A 13,410-nucleotide genomic window follows, 5' to 3' on the forward strand; every position below is an offset into this window, starting at 1 on the left:
CGCCGACCCAACCCCCCAAGACCGGCCCCACCCCCACCAGGGTGGGGCCGGACTACTCTCTGCCCCCGGCCAAACGCCCACCAGCACCCACCACCCGCGCCGCTGATGTCACGAGAACCCCAGGGGCCGATCGCCCGAGGGCAGGCAGCACCCACCCCGGGTTGCTCCCCCACACGGCTCGTCCCCACTGTTCCGGGCCCCGGAATTCTTCGTTCTATCCTCGTACCGTGAGTGAAAACAGCAGTTCGACGGAATCAGGGGCCGACCACGGCGCAGGCCCCGGACAGTCTTCCCGGGCGATGCCTCCCAAACCGCGCAGCCACGAGGTTACCGACGGTATGGAGCGCGCGGCCGCTCGCGGCATGTTGCGCGCTGTCGGTATGCAGGACGGCGACTTCGCCAAACCGCAGATCGGTGTGGCCTCATCCTGGAACGAGATAACCCCCTGCAATCTGTCGCTGCAGCGACTGGCGGGGAGTGCCAAGGACGGAGTGCACGCGGCCAACGGCTACCCGCTGGAATTCGGGACCATCTCCGTTTCCGACGGCATCTCGATGGGACACGAGGGGATGCATTACTCGTTGGTGTCCCGCGAGATGATCGCTGACTCGGTGGAGACCGTCATGCAGGCCGAACGACTCGACGGTTCGCTGCTGCTGGCGGGCTGCGACAAGAGCCTGCCCGGAATGCTCATGGCCGCTGCTCGACTGGATCTTGCGTCGGTGTTCATCTACGCGGGATCCATCCTGCCCGGAAAGGTGGACGGGCGCGAGGTCACGATCATCGACGCCTTCGAAGCGGTGGGTGCCTGCTCGCGGGGACTCATCCCACGCTCGGAAGTCGACCGCATCGAACGCGCGATCTGCCCCGGCGAAGGGGCGTGCGGTGGGATGTACACCGCGAACACGATGGCTTGCGCCGCGGAGGCGTTGGGGATGTCGTTGCCGGGTTCGGCGAGCCCACCATCGGTGGACCGTCGTCGTGACGCCGGCGCCAGGGCCGCCGGTGAAGCCGTGGTGGGGATGCTGGAGAAAGGCATCACCGCCCGTGACGTGTTGACCAAGGAAGCCTTCGAGAACGCGATCGCGGTGGTCATGGCGTTCGGCGGTTCCACCAACGCGGTACTGCACCTGCTGGCCATAGCGAACGAGGCGGGTGTCGAGCTGACCCTCGAGGACTTCAACCGGGTGGGGGACCGCACCCCCCATCTGGCCGACGTGAAGCCGTTCGGTGAATACGTGATGACCGCGGTGGATCGTATCGGCGGTGTTCCCGTCGTGATGAAGGCACTGCTGGACGCGGGGCTCATCCACGGCGACTGTCTGACCGTGACCGGTCGCACCGTGGCAGAGAACCTCGCCGAGCTCGCACCCCCGGAGCTGGACGGCTCGGTGATTCATCGGCTCTCCGACCCGATACATCCCACCGGTGGACTGACGGTGCTGCGGGGATCGCTGGCTCCGGAAGGCGCCGTCGTGAAGAGCGCGGGATTCGACACCGCACGCTTCGAGGGCACGGCCAGGGTGTTCGATGGGGAGCAAGCCGCGATGGACGCCGTGGAGAACAACACCCTGAGTGCCGGGGACGTGGTGGTCATCCGTTACGAGGGGCCCCGGGGTGGGCCGGGCATGCGCGAGATGCTCGCCGTCACCGGTGCGATCAAGGGCGCGGGGCTGGGCAAGGACGTGCTGCTGCTCACCGACGGCCGGTTCTCCGGAGGGACGACCGGACTGTGCATCGGCCACGTCGCACCGGAGGCCACCGATGGTGGTCCGATCGCCCTGGTCGCCGATGGCGACCCGATCCGACTGGATCTGGCTGACCGGAAACTGGATCTGCTGGTTTCGGACGAGGAGCTGTCGCGTCGTAAACAGCGGTGGCAGCCGCCGGAGCCGAAGTACCGCGGTGGTGTGCTGGGCAAGTACGCCAAGCTGGTCGGGTCCGCTGCCAATGGTGCGGTCTGCTGACCTGATCGCTCGTGTCGCGGTCTCGACCGACGTTGTCGGGGCCGGACCTCGCAGGGGCGTTCGATCGAGTTGACGCCCAGCCGGTCCGATCAGCCCGCCGGGGAACGTGCCGGATCTCCGGCGTGCTCCCCGGCGGGCCGTCGGTGTCCCGCGTGGGTCAGGTCGGCATGCTCATCTCGAGCAGCGGATCGGTCGAGGGCTGTTCGCTGCCGCCCGCCGGTTCTACGGTTATGCCGATGGCACGGGTGTTCGGCGGGATCTCGGCCGTCATCGCCGACATGTTGCCGCTGGGCTCCTGCCGCAGCAGTCCGGCCGACTCCGCGCCGTAATCGCCGAGGAACCACAGTTGGTAAACCCGTTCCGGCGGTGCGGGCTCCATACCGGAGCCCAGGAACATCACTTTGTCCATGCGTTCGGACATCACCGTGACGGCTTCCATGCCACCCGTGCTGGTGGTGGCGACCTTGGCGTCCGGGGCTCGTACGAGTCGCTCCACCGCCGCGTCACGATCCGCCCGCGCCTGCTGCAACTCCTGCTGGGTGTTCCACGCCAGCGCACCGAAACCGGCGGCCAGCACGACACCGACGATCGCCGCCGCCGTCGCCAGTCGCGTGCCCCACGAGGCCCGACGGTTCACCCCCCGGCCGCCACGGCGTCGCGCTCGTTCCGCCGTGGCGGGGGACTCCTGCCGGGTGTGCGAGACTTCCGACAGCACCCGCTGCTTGAACTCCTCCGGAGGCTCGACCGCGGTGGTTCTACCCAGGTAAGCGGCCGTTTCACGGAACTGGCGCACCTCCTCGGCACAGTCCGAGCACGAGGCCATGTGCCGCTCGAAGGCCACCCGCTCGGTCTCCGACAGCGCGTCCAGCACGTAGGCCCCGGTCAACGTGGCCATGTCGGTGTTCATTTGCCCACCCCCAGGCAGTCCCTGAGTCGGATAAGCCCGTCCCGCAGCCGCGTTTTCAGCGTGGACGCCGGTGTGCTCAGCAACCCGGCCGCTTCCCGGTAGGTGTAGCCACGGTAGTAGGTCAGCATCACCGACTCACGTTGAATCTCGGTCAGTGTGGACAGACACTTGCGTACCTGCTGCTGCTCCCAGCGGGAGGCCACGGTCTCCGACACCTCGTCGAACGGGCGCCCCTGCTCCCGCGAGCCGGCACGGCTCTCGCGGTCGGTGGCGGCCTGCGCCGAGCGAACGCGGTCCACCGCGCGGCGGTGTGCCAACGTCAGTACCCAGGTGAGCACGCTGCCCTTGCCCGCGCTGTAGTGCGTGGCGCTGCGCCAGACCTCCACCAGGACTTCCTGCGCCACCTCCTCGGACTGGGCGGTGTCGCGCACGATGCGCTGCACCAGGCCGAACACCGAGCCGGCGATCAGCTCGTAGAGCCGCTCGAATGCCTGTTCGTCCCCCTTCGCCACCTCGGCGAGCAACGCCTCGGTGTCCGGGCCGTGCTCCGAGGCGTCCTCGAGCTCCTCGGAATCGCGCAACCACCGTTTCGATCGGTGACTCGCGGGGTTCTCCATCGCGCCGCTCCTTTCTGCGCGTTACCCGCTGTGCCGGGCACCGTCGGTGGTGGGTTTGGCGAAGGTGAGCTGCCACACGTCCAGATATCGTGCGCGGAATCCCGCTTCACTGTATGCCAGGTAGAACTCCCACATGCGCCGGAACCGCTCGTTGAATCCGAGCCAGGCGATGTGCTCGCGCCGCCGCGTGAACTCCGCGCGCCATTGCCGCAGGGTTTCGGCGTAGCTTTGCCCGAAAGCGTGTCGTTCCACCGGGTGAATACCGGTGTGCTCGGACACGATGCGCTCGATGGCCGGGATCGAGGGCAGCTGCCCGCCCGGGAAGATGTACTTGTGGATCCAGGTGTAGGAGTCCCGGGTCGCCAACATCCGTTCGTGCGGCATCGTGATCGCCTGGACAACCGCCCGGCCACCGGGCGCCAGCAGCCGGTCGAGCGTCGTGAAGAACCTGTCCCAGTACTCAGCGCCGACGGCTTCGATCATCTCCAGGCTGATCACCGCGTCGAACTCGCCGTACGCCTGCCGGTAGTCGCGCAGCTCGACGTCGACGCGATCGGTCAACCCCGCCCGCTCGACGCGCTCCACGGCGAGCGCACGCTGCTGCTCCGACAGGGTCAGCGTGGTGACTCGCGCGCCGCGCCGCGCCGCTCGGATCGCCAGCGATCCCCAGCCGCTGCCGATCTCCAGCAGCCTGGTGCCTTCCACCACACCGGCCGCGTCGAGTGCTCGGTCGAGTTTGCACCGCTGTGCGGTCGCCAGGTCCGTTACTCCCGGCCGGAACAGTCCCGCCGAGTAGGTCATGGTCTCGTCCAGGAAGGCGGCGAAAACCTCGTTGGACAGGTCGTAGTGCCGTTGAACGTTGCGTGTCGCTCCGGCGGTGGTGTTGCGTTCCGCCGTGGGCCTGGAAGCGTCCACCCAGCGGCGCAGGGACTGCAGCGGGCGCGGCACGAGTGTGGAAAGTCGCCGTGCGAACGGGGTCAGCAGCGCGGCCGGATCTGGGCTGTCCCAGTCGCCGGTCATGTAGGCCTCGCCGAAACCGATCTTGGCGTCCACCCCGAGCCGGTGGAAGAACGCCTCGGGACGGATCACTCGCATCAGGGGAGCGTCCGGTCCGCCCGCGCCGAGGCGCTCGCCGCCCGCGAGCACAACCCGCACCGGCAGCTCACGTACGGCGTGGCGGAACAGCCGCTCGGCCAGCCCGGCCCGTACCGGGGAACGCGGCGCTTCGTCCACCGCGTCCCACACCGACACGCTCGCCGGTGCGGGTAACGACATGGCAGTGGTCATCTGACACCTTCCTGGTGAACATGGGGAGTACGGGGGTTCGGTGAGCGTCCGCGCAGCCACAGCGAGATCCCGTGCGCGCGAATCATCGCCGCCACACGCTGCGGCACCAGCGGGTTGCCGAGCAGCAGCCGCGTGAGCCGTCGTGGTTCCGCCGGAACGCGCCGACCGTGCATCTCCGCCGTCAACAGCGGTTTTCCGGCCTCGTCGCGCAGCCGGACGCTCACGTCCACCCGTTCACCCGGATAACCCAACCGCATCTCGTAGTTTCCCCGCTGTGGCAGGAAGGGCGAGACGTAGAACCGCTTGGTGACCGTGGCGTGCCCGTGTGGATCCGGCCGCAGCAGATAGCAGTGTCGCTCTCCGTAGGTGTTGTGGACCTCGGCCACCACGCATGCCAGCTCCCCGTCCGGACGGTGACACCAGTAGAACGTGACGGGGTTGAACACGTAGCCCAGCACCCGTGCGTGGGCCAGCATGAGTACTCGGCCGCCTTCGAGGTCCACGCCGTTGCGGGACAGCCAGTTGTCCAGGTTGGCCCGGATGGAGCGGTGGGGAGACCCGAGGTGATCACGTGCCTCGAACCGTGCGAACGGCCGTAGCGGCAGCGGCAGCCGTGGCAGGTCGTCCAGATCGACCAGCCAGGTGTAGAGCCGGTGCCGGAACCCGTCACCCGGTTCGGTGTGCCTGGTGTGGCCGAGCGTCACGTCGTACAGGGCGGTTGTCGTCGAATCGCTCATCCGGCTCACCAGCCCGCCCCCAGTGCGGCGGCGGCACGCACCCCCGAGGCGCAACCGTCCTCGTGGAAGCCCCAACCCTGGTACGCCCCCGCGAACCGCACGCGGTCGTCGCCGATCTCGTCCAACCGCCGCTGCGCGGCCACCGCCTCGGGTGTGTAGATCGGATGCCGGTAGGTCATGCGCGCCAGCACGCTGGCCGGACGAACCCGTTCACCGGAGTTCAGCGTGACCAGGTAGTCGTCCGGCTCGGCCAGTCGCATCAGGCGGTTCATGTGGTAGCTGATCCGCACCCCGGTCCCGGCCCGGTCGCAGGAGGGCATCGTGTAGTTCCAGCTGGCCACGGCCGCCGGGCTGCGCGGTAGCACCGTGGCATCGGTGTGCAGCAGGGTCTCGTTCTCGCTGTAGCCGAAGGCCCCCAGCAGTTCCTTCTCCAGCGGTTCCGGATCGGCCAGCATCTCCAGGGCCGTGTCGGCGGGGCTGGCCAGCACGGCGTGCCGTGCTCGGTACCGCTCTCCCGCCGCGTCCCATAGCGTCACCCCTTCGGCGGAGCGTCGGACCGTCCGTATCGGGGTTGCGGAGCGCACCGCGTGCAGCCGTTCGGCGATGCGTGCCACGTACTCCCGGGATCCCCCGGGGACGAACCGCCAGCTCGGTGATCCGCGCACGCTCAGCATTCCGTGGTTGCGCAGGAAGCGGAACAGGTAACGCGCCGGGTACTGGCCGCTGCTGATCCCGTCGGCCGACCAGACCGCGGAGACCAGCGGTAGTGCGAAGTGGTTGACGAAGTACTCCGAGAAGTTCCCCTGCCGCAGGAAGGTTTCCAGCGTGGGCAGCGACTCGTCCGTCACCGGTGTATCCAGCAACGAGTTGGCTCGCCGGTGGAACCGGATCACCTGCCTGAGCAGGTTCAGGTAGGCCGGGTTGCCCAGGTTGTGGGGCTGGGCGAACAGCCCGCGCAGTCGTTTCGCCCCGGCGTACTCCAGCCCGCATCCTTCGCAGCGCACGCTCATCGACATCTCGGTCGGCCGTGTCGTCACGCCCAGCTCCTCGAACAGCCCGCACAACTGCGGATAGGTGCTCCGGTTGTGCACGATGAAGCCGCTGTCCACGGCTATCCTTCGCCCGTCGCCGGTGGGCACGTCGTGCGTGTGCGCGTTACCGCCCAGTCGGTCCGCCGCTTCGAACAGCGTCACCTCGTAGTGCCGTTGCAGCAGGTACGCCGCCGTCAGTCCGGAAACCCCGGAACCGATGACGGCCACTCGCGGTCGGCCGGATCCGTTCTCCATCACTGCCCTCCGGCGTGTCCTTCGAGGTGGGACGGTGTCCTGCCCGCGGCGCGGCCCGGCCCGACCTCGGCCACGAATTCGCGGGCCAGGCGGGTCCATTCCCGGTGTCGACGCAGCATCGCGTGCCCGCTGCCCGGAACCAGCCGGTACCGCGCGGTGTGTCCGGCGCGATTCGCCCGCCGTGCGTACTCGGCGGAAGCGGGTGCCGAAGTGATGCCGTCATGATCGCCGTGCGCGAGCAGTGTCCGGGTGCCCGCGAGCTGTTCCACCGGATCCGACGGTTCGATCCACGGCGCCAACGCGCAGACGTCACCCACGCCGTCCTCGCCCGCGAGCAGCAGGGCCGCGCGGCCTCCCATCGAGTGCCCCAACAACACGATCCGGGCCCGCGGCGAGCGTCGCCGGATCTCTCGCAGCGCCCAGCGCGCGTCGACCACCGGATCCCGATCCGGCTCGTTCCACCCGCGCAGTCGGTTCCGCAGCAACCACACCGCCGGTGCTCCGCCGTGCTGCCGGGCCACTCGCAGCGCGAGCCACCACATGCGCAGATAGGCCAGCCGCCAGGGGCGCATCGGCTCCTCGCTGCGAGAGCGGCCGCCGTGCAGCACCAGTACCGCCACGTCAGCCTCGGCGGATCGCCGGATGCTGTGCAGTACGGCTCCGCGGTTCTCCCCATCCCGGATCACCCGGTCGGCTGCCTCGTGATCTCGCATACCCGTTGTTCGGAACCGTCGGGCATCGGGGTTGGTCGGTGTGGCGGCCCGCACAGTCAGGATGTTCGGGCAATCGCTTTCGCCCCCGGCTGCGAATCGCCCGAAACCGCCGCACGACGTGCCGGATTCGTACGCGCGTGCGGCACTTGATCACGACGATCGTGTGGGAGGTCGGGTGTTACGAGTTCGCAGGGGTTCTCCCGCGTCGTTCCGGAGCGCTGTCCGCGGCTCGGAGCGGCGCGCTCGTGCCACGCCGCTCGTCCTGTCGGGAGGGATCCGGAAACGGCGGCGTACGGCTGGCGGGGCGAGCGGCGTGGCGGACGGTATCGCCGACCTGGTGGAGCGGGTGCTCGGCGTCGAGCCCCCGCTGGGGATCAGCGCCTGGGACGGCAGCAGTCACGGACCGCCCGGAAACCCGCGCGTGCTGCTCCGCAGTCGGCGCGCGTTGCGCCACCTGCTCTACCGCCCCGGGGAGCTGGGACTGGCCCGAGCGTTCGTCACCGGCGATCTGGACGTGCGTGGGGATCTCACCGAGGCACTGCGGCGGTGCCGGGCACTCGCGCGACGCGAGGGTGTGACCGTCCCACGGTTCGGCCCCGGGCACTTGTGGGGGCTGGTCCGAGACTTCGCCGTGCTGGGAGCTCTCGGCCCCCGTCCCGACCCTCCCGGCAGTGAGGCACGGCCCACCGGCAGGCTGCACAGCAGACGACGCGATTCCCAGGTCATCGCCCATCACTACGACCTGGGCAACGAGTTCTACGGGCTGTTGCTCGATCCCAGGATGGCCTATTCCTGCGGCTACTGGCCCGACGACGGCACCGAGCGCACGTTGGCGGCCGCACAGGAGGCCAAGCTCGACCTGATCTGCCGCAAACTCGGTCTGGACAGCGGCACCCGCCTGCTCGACGTCGGTTGTGGTTGGGGTTCGCTGCTGCTCTACGCGGCCCAGCACTACGGTGTCTCCGCCACCGGTGTGACCCTCTCGACGCAGCAGGCCGACCACGTTCGACGGCGCGCGCACGAACTCGGGCTGGCGGAGCTGGTCGAGGTCCGGCGTTGCGACTACCGCGAGCTGGCGGTGCCCGACTCCGGCGAGTACGACGCGGTGGCCTCGGTGGAGATGGGCGAACACGTGGGTTCGGCCAACTATCCGGATTTCGTCGCCACCCTGCACCGCATGCTCCGGCCCGGCGGCAGGCTGCTGCTGCAGCAGATGTCGCGCGGTGATTCGGCACCCGGCGGTGGTGCCTTCATCGAGTCCTACATCGCGCCCGACATGAACATGGTTCCGATCGGTGCGACGCTGTGGAAACTGGAACGTGCCGGTTTCGAGGTTCGCGATGTCCAGGCGATGCGCGAGCACTACGTTTACACGGTTCGGGCCTGGTTGCGGACCCTGCTCGACCGGTGGGACGAGGTGATCGCGCTGGCGGGTACGGAACAGGCCAGGGTGTGGTGGCTGTACCTGGCAGGCGGCGGGCTGGCCTTCGAGGAGAACCGGATGGGAGTGCACCAGATTCTCGGGGTGCGTCCCCACGAGGACGGTTCGATCGACGACGGCACCCTCGCGTTGCCCGAGGTCCGGCGTTGACCCCGGGTGCCGTGGCCGGTGTGCTCGCGATCGGGCTGGGCGTGGCGTGGGCCACGGTCACCGTCACGTTCCTGATGGCGCGGGTGCGGAATCGCTACGACACCATCGACACCGCCTGGGGCGCCGGGTTCGCGCTGATCGCGGTGTGCGCACTGGCACTGGTCCGGCCGGTGTCCGGGGACTCGGAGCAGCCCGGGGTGGCGGGGTGGCTCGCCACGGTGCTCACCGTCGTGTGGGGGGTGCGGTTGGCGCTGCACCTGCACCTGCGCAACCGGACCAAGCCGGAGGATCCGCGCTACCGGGAGATGCTCGCCAAGGCGCGCCGGTTCCCGGCCGGGCGGATGTACTTCCGGGTGTATCTCACCCAGGCCCTGGTGATGTGGTTCGTCGCCCTTCCGGTACAGCTCGCCCAGTTCGGCGGTTCCGCCCGATATCCCTTGTCAGCGGCGGTGCTCTGGGCTGGGGTGTTCGTCTGGCTGGTGGGGTTCGCGTTCGAGACCGTCGGCGACGAGCAGTTGCGCAGGTTCCGGAACCGGCCGGAGAACTCGGGGGCGGTGCTTCGCACGGGGCTGTGGCGCTACACGCGCCACCCGAACTACTTCGGTGATGCCTGCGTGTGGTGGGGGCTGTACCTGATCGCCTGCCACCACCAGGTCGGCGTTCTCACGTTGCTGTCCCCCGTGCTGATGACCTGGTTGTTGGCCCGGGGCAGCGGCAAACCGTTGCTGGAGCGCGACATCGTCGAACGTCGGCCGGACTACGCGGACTACGTCCGGCGAACCAGCGGGTTCGTGCCCTGGCCACCGAAGCGGGATTGACGCCCACGCCGTGGTGGTCGGTTCCCCGTTCGCTCCCGGCCGGAATCGGTTTCGGCTCACGTTTCGTGGCGCCGATCCTCCTCGCGGGGATCGGCCTCCCGCTCCCGATCGGTTCGTTTCGCGCGCTCCACCAGCCTGGAACGCAGCGGAGCCAGTCGCGATGACAGGGTATGGACGCTGACGAGCCCGATCGTGAAAGTCGCTCCCAGAATCCAGCCCGCCACGACGTCGGAGGGGGAGTGCACACCCAGCACCAGCCGCGAGAACCCGGTGATCAGCACCAGCAGTACGCCCAGTCCCACGACACCCACGCGTGACCAGCGTCCGCGCAGCACTCCCAGCAGCAGAATCGCCAGCATCAGGTAGACCGCCGCGGAATGGGCGGAGTGCCCGGAGGGAAAGGCGAAGCTGTCCTCGGTGAGCGCGTTGGGGGCCGGGACCGGTCTGGGGCGCGCGATGGTGAGTTTGAGCAGGAAAACCGTCAACGCCGTTCCACCGGAGGTCAGCACCAGCAGCATCGGGCGCCCCCAACTCCGGGTGGTGGTTCCCAACCAGACGGCGCCGATGACCGCCGCGGAGAACACCACCACTCCCTCGCCCAGGTGAGTGATGACGTTGAACGCCGCGACCACGGTGGGAGTGCGCAGTTCGGCGACCATCTCCAGCAGTCGACGATCCAATCCGAGGATCGCGCCGTGCTCGTAGACCTGTTCCGCGAGCTCGCCGAACACGTTGATCCCGGCCACCACGAGTAACAGTCCCAGCACCGGGGTGAACCAGGGATACCAACTCGCGAGGTCACGCCAGCTCGCGTGCGACTCGGTGAGACGTTCCTCGTGGTCGTGCCCGTCACCGGAGCGCGGGCTCTCGCCGGTGGGGGCCATTGTCATGGATCACACTCCCGGCCTCGGTCGCCGTGATTGCTCGGTCCCCGTGCATTCTACGTGCGCTCGGACTTTCGAGTCCCGGATGTCGGGCGATAGGCATTCCGTTGGGGTGACGTGCGGCACGGAATCCGAGGAATTCGTGGTTGTCGCCGAGCCGGGAGCTGTCTCCCACCGGAGGGGCAGGAATCGTTCGGCGGCGGAAGTGCTCGACAATCCGTCCCGCGTGCGATCCGCTTCGTTCTGGTTGGGTTCCGGTCGGGAATGCCTTGGAAAAGAAAAAGTCCCGAGCCGAATGACTCGGGGCTTCGGTGCGCCAACAGGGACTCGAACCCCGAACCCACTGTTTGATCGGAGCGGGGGCGTGACCTGCACGGAGGTCGATCCCGCCTATTTTGAGCTGCGAAAACAGTAGCGCTCGATCTCATCGTTTCGCGGGTGTTCTCGGCGCAATGTGTACCGAATGTGTACCGCACAACCGGTGCCGCTTTCCGACGTCTCGTTGCCTGATCGTCTGATCGGTAGTGTGGTTGGTGCCTCTTCGCCGAGGTTGCCCCCGCGGGACGCCGTGGGGGCGGTGAAGAGGTTCGGCGAAGAGGGGTGAGTCCTCGTGACGTACGAAGGTGTTCCGGCTGGGAACTCGGCCGAGATCGGCGAGCGGGTGCGAATGGTGCGCCGTCGCCGGGGGCTCGGGTTGGACACGGCGGCCGGTCTGGCGGGAATCTCGAAAAGCTACCTGAGTTTGCTGGAAAACGGGCGGAGGCGTGTCGATTCGCGGGGTCTGCTCGATCGGCTCGCGAATGCGCTCGGCTGTTCGGTGGTCGATCTCACCGGCGAACCGTACGTGCCCGCTCACGAGCACACCGCGGGTGGAATGCGGGCGGTGCCGGAAGTGCAGTTTGCCTTGGCGGATTGCTCGTTGGACGACGCTCCGGACATGCCGGTGCGGTCGTTGGACGAGCTGGCCGAGCCGGTCCACCAAGCGCACCGGGACTATCTGGACCACGCTCGTTACGATCTCGCCGGGGCCGGGCTCGGTAGTCTGCTTACCGAGCTGCACGTTCACGCGGTCACTGGGGGCGCCGAGCAGTATCGGGCGCTGTCGCTGTTGGTCAAGGCGTGCATCGTGGCCTTCGGCGTGACGAAGAATCTCGGGCACCCGGACTTGGCGCTGCAAGCCGCTCAACGTGGCTACGATGCGGCGCGCCTGGCCGATGATCCCGCGTTGATCGCTTTCGCCGGACAGCGCCGAGCTCAGGCATTCCAACGGGTAGGAGCCTTCCGCCGCGCCGGAACTGTGCTGTCCGAGACGGTGGATTACGCGGAGCGCTACGCCGATCCCACGGCAGCCGACACCAGCGCGGCCGAGGGTGCCGGGCTGTTGCACCTGACCTCGGCCCTGAACGCGGCACGGGCCGGGCAACGCGACGTAGCTCGCTCGCACCTGGCGACCGCGGTCGAATACGGCCAGCACACCGGCGAGCGCAACGCGATGGGACAGCACTTCGGCCCGGCCAACCTCGGCGTGTGGACGATCTCGGTGGGAGTCGAACTCGGCGACGGTGCGGCGGTCTACGACCAGGCGTTTCCCACGATCGACCAACGCGCACTGGCCAGCGCCGATCGAGTGGCCATGCTGCACGTGGACTCGGCCCGCGCCTTGTCCCAGGAAGGCGGCAAGCGGGACGCCGAAGCCGTGCGACTGGTTGACAGCGCCGACCGCACCGCACCGGCCCGCATTCGACAAGACCCGGTGACCCGTGAACTCGTGTCCACGTTGTCTGGTCGGGCCCGTCGCCGCACTTGGGAACTGGACAGCCTCCGGAACCGCTTCGGTATTCGTTGACACGCGGTCAACCCACAATCCGTTAACCACGCATAGCGTCGCTTCGATTACTGGAGGTGACGCTATGCGAGAGCCCGTGTTGGTGCGGTGTAACACTGTCGAGCACGACGGCACCGAATCACTACAGCTGTCGATCGAGCGCGACCGGCTGACGATCATCACGCCCACTGTCTACAACCGCACCCGGTGGAGTGCCGAGCAGGCGCGCACCCTGCGGGACACGCTGACCAGGTTGCTGTGCCAGTTGCCGGGCGGGGGTGGTTCCCGGTGAGTCAGCCGCATACGCAGTTGGCGACGTTGCTGCGGCGTTGTCAGTGGATGTTGGACGAGGCCGCCTATAAGCTCGGCGGTAAGCGGCTTCCGGCGGCCGATCGGCAGGGGCTGGCCGAGGCGTTGGACGAGCTCTCGGCCGCGCTGCGCGAGTACCGCGACGCTCCCACCGACACGGATGCGGACGAGGACGGGCCGCCCACGATCGTGGACCCGGAGTCGTGACCGTGCGGAGGGGCCGGCCCTATCTTGGCCGGCATGGTTTCCGCCCCTGCCGGCTGCCGGGACACGTGCCCGTGTTGTCCGGTGATCTCGCGGTGACGGGGCCGCAGTCGACGCCCCGGCCGGGCGGTGATCGGCACGCCACCGGCAGCGGGCCGGTCGTGTCCGGTTGGTCGCGTGACTCGGGCACCCTGGCCCGCGTGTTGGAGGGGCTGCGGCGGCTGTGACAGTGGCTCTCACGGATCGCTGAGTGGGCCATAGAGCG

General features: G+C 68.4%; 14 protein-coding genes. 7 read left to right on the forward strand and 7 right to left on the reverse strand.

Annotation, left to right across the window (positions count from 1 at the left end; genetic code table 11):
• Positions 1-299: 299 nt before the first annotated feature.
• Positions 300-1,967, forward strand: coding sequence for a dihydroxy-acid dehydratase (gene ilvD / locus BM150_RS19910; protein WP_092928899.1), 1,668 nt, complete (start codon positions 300-302; stop codon positions 1,965-1,967).
• A 157-nt stretch (positions 1,968-2,124) separates the two neighbouring features.
• Here ilvD and BM150_RS19915 read toward each other — a convergent pair whose 3' ends face one another.
• Genes BM150_RS19915 through BM150_RS19940 form a run of 6 tightly spaced genes read right to left on the reverse strand, consistent with a single transcriptional unit; the run spans position 2,125 to position 7,514 of the window.
• Positions 2,125-2,874 (reverse strand): anti-sigma factor, encoded by a 750-nt coding sequence (locus tag BM150_RS19915; protein WP_092928901.1) that lies wholly within the window; start codon positions 2,872-2,874, stop codon positions 2,125-2,127.
• Positions 2,871-3,491 carry an ECF RNA polymerase sigma factor SigK gene (gene sigK, locus BM150_RS19920; protein WP_092928903.1) on the reverse strand — a complete coding sequence of 207 codons (621 nt, stop codon included), beginning with the start codon at positions 3,489-3,491 and terminating at the stop codon, positions 2,871-2,873. The genes BM150_RS19915 and sigK overlap by 4 nt, the downstream gene beginning before the upstream one ends.
• A gap of 21 nt (positions 3,492-3,512) precedes the next feature.
• A complete protein-coding gene (locus BM150_RS19925; RefSeq protein ID WP_175496930.1) occupies positions 3,513-4,778 on the reverse strand; it encodes an SAM-dependent methyltransferase in 1,266 nt (421 codons plus the stop codon).
• Positions 4,775-5,515, reverse strand: coding sequence for a DUF1365 domain-containing protein (locus tag BM150_RS19930; RefSeq protein ID WP_092928905.1), 741 nt, complete (start codon positions 5,513-5,515; stop codon positions 4,775-4,777). The genes BM150_RS19925 and BM150_RS19930 overlap by 4 nt, the downstream gene beginning before the upstream one ends.
• A 5-nt stretch (positions 5,516-5,520) precedes the next feature.
• A complete protein-coding gene (locus tag BM150_RS19935; RefSeq protein WP_092928907.1) occupies positions 5,521-6,801 on the reverse strand; it encodes an NAD(P)/FAD-dependent oxidoreductase in 1,281 nt (426 codons plus the stop codon).
• Positions 6,801-7,514: an alpha/beta hydrolase gene (locus tag BM150_RS19940; RefSeq protein ID WP_175496931.1), complete on the reverse strand. Its 714-nt coding sequence runs from the start codon at positions 7,512-7,514 to the stop codon at positions 6,801-6,803. The genes BM150_RS19935 and BM150_RS19940 overlap by 1 nt, the downstream gene beginning before the upstream one ends.
• A 313-nt stretch (positions 7,515-7,827) precedes the next feature.
• Between BM150_RS19940 and BM150_RS19945 the strand changes: the two genes are divergently transcribed.
• Together BM150_RS19945 and BM150_RS19950 are read left to right on the forward strand one after the other, a co-directional pair.
• On the forward strand, positions 7,828-9,105 hold the full coding sequence (locus BM150_RS19945) for an SAM-dependent methyltransferase (RefSeq protein ID WP_245755630.1): 1,278 nt from the start codon (positions 7,828-7,830) through the stop codon (positions 9,103-9,105).
• A 74-nt stretch (positions 9,106-9,179) separates the two neighbouring features.
• Positions 9,180-9,923, forward strand: coding sequence for a DUF1295 domain-containing protein (locus BM150_RS19950; protein ID WP_092929072.1), 744 nt, complete (start codon positions 9,180-9,182; stop codon positions 9,921-9,923).
• Positions 9,924-9,979: 56 nt separating this feature from the next.
• Here the strand turns inward: BM150_RS19950 and BM150_RS19955 are convergent, their stop codons facing one another.
• A complete protein-coding gene (locus BM150_RS19955; RefSeq protein ID WP_092928909.1) occupies positions 9,980-10,813 on the reverse strand; it encodes a phosphatase PAP2 family protein in 834 nt (277 codons plus the stop codon).
• Between the two features lie 604 nt (positions 10,814-11,417).
• On the opposite strand from BM150_RS19955, the gene BM150_RS19960 reads away from it, so the two are divergent.
• The 4 genes from BM150_RS19960 to BM150_RS24245 all read left to right on the forward strand — a co-directional run bounded on the left by BM150_RS19960 (position 11,418) and on the right by BM150_RS24245 (position 13,372).
• The gene (locus tag BM150_RS19960) at positions 11,418-12,653 is read left to right on the forward strand and encodes a helix-turn-helix domain-containing protein (protein ID WP_092928911.1); all 1,236 of its coding nucleotides are present in this window, start codon (positions 11,418-11,420) and stop codon (positions 12,651-12,653) included.
• Positions 12,654-12,717: 64 nt separating this feature from the next.
• Positions 12,718-12,924 carry a hypothetical protein gene (locus BM150_RS19965; protein WP_175496932.1) on the forward strand — a complete coding sequence of 69 codons (207 nt, stop codon included), beginning with the start codon at positions 12,718-12,720 and terminating at the stop codon, positions 12,922-12,924.
• Positions 12,921-13,148 (forward strand): hypothetical protein, encoded by a 228-nt coding sequence (locus BM150_RS19970; protein ID WP_139219595.1) that lies wholly within the window; start codon positions 12,921-12,923, stop codon positions 13,146-13,148. The genes BM150_RS19965 and BM150_RS19970 overlap by 4 nt, the downstream gene beginning before the upstream one ends.
• Positions 13,149-13,213: 65 nt before the next feature.
• Complete coding sequence (locus tag BM150_RS24245; RefSeq protein WP_175496933.1) at positions 13,214-13,372, forward strand: hypothetical protein; 159 nt, start codon at positions 13,214-13,216, stop codon at positions 13,370-13,372.
• Positions 13,373-13,410: the final 38 nt, after the last annotated feature.

The sequence above is a fragment of the Actinopolyspora alba genome, assembly GCF_900112765.1.
Classification (GTDB): Bacteria; Actinomycetota; Actinomycetes; order Mycobacteriales; family Pseudonocardiaceae; genus Actinopolyspora; species Actinopolyspora alba.

Coding starts and splice junctions, on each gene's coding strand:
- ilvD (WP_092928899.1), top strand. CDS start 300: ATGCCTCCCAAACCGCGCAGCCACGAGGTTACCGACGGTATGGAGCGC.
- BM150_RS19915 (WP_092928901.1), bottom strand. CDS start 2,874: ATGAACACCGACATGGCCACGTTGACCGGGGCCTACGTGCTGGACGCG.
- sigK (WP_092928903.1), bottom strand. CDS start 3,491: ATGGAGAACCCCGCGAGTCACCGATCGAAACGGTGGTTGCGCGATTCC.
- BM150_RS19925 (WP_175496930.1), bottom strand. CDS start 4,778: ATGACCACTGCCATGTCGTTACCCGCACCGGCGAGCGTGTCGGTGTGG.
- BM150_RS19930 (WP_092928905.1), bottom strand. CDS start 5,515: ATGAGCGATTCGACGACAACCGCCCTGTACGACGTGACGCTCGGCCAC.
- BM150_RS19935 (WP_092928907.1), bottom strand. CDS start 6,801: ATGGAGAACGGATCCGGCCGACCGCGAGTGGCCGTCATCGGTTCCGGG.
- BM150_RS19940 (WP_175496931.1), bottom strand. CDS start 7,514: ATGCGAGATCACGAGGCAGCCGACCGGGTGATCCGGGATGGGGAGAAC.
- BM150_RS19950 (WP_092929072.1), top strand. CDS start 9,180: ATGGCGCGGGTGCGGAATCGCTACGACACCATCGACACCGCCTGGGGC.
- BM150_RS19955 (WP_092928909.1), bottom strand. CDS start 10,813: ATGACAATGGCCCCCACCGGCGAGAGCCCGCGCTCCGGTGACGGGCAC.
- BM150_RS19965 (WP_175496932.1), top strand. CDS start 12,718: ATGCGAGAGCCCGTGTTGGTGCGGTGTAACACTGTCGAGCACGACGGC.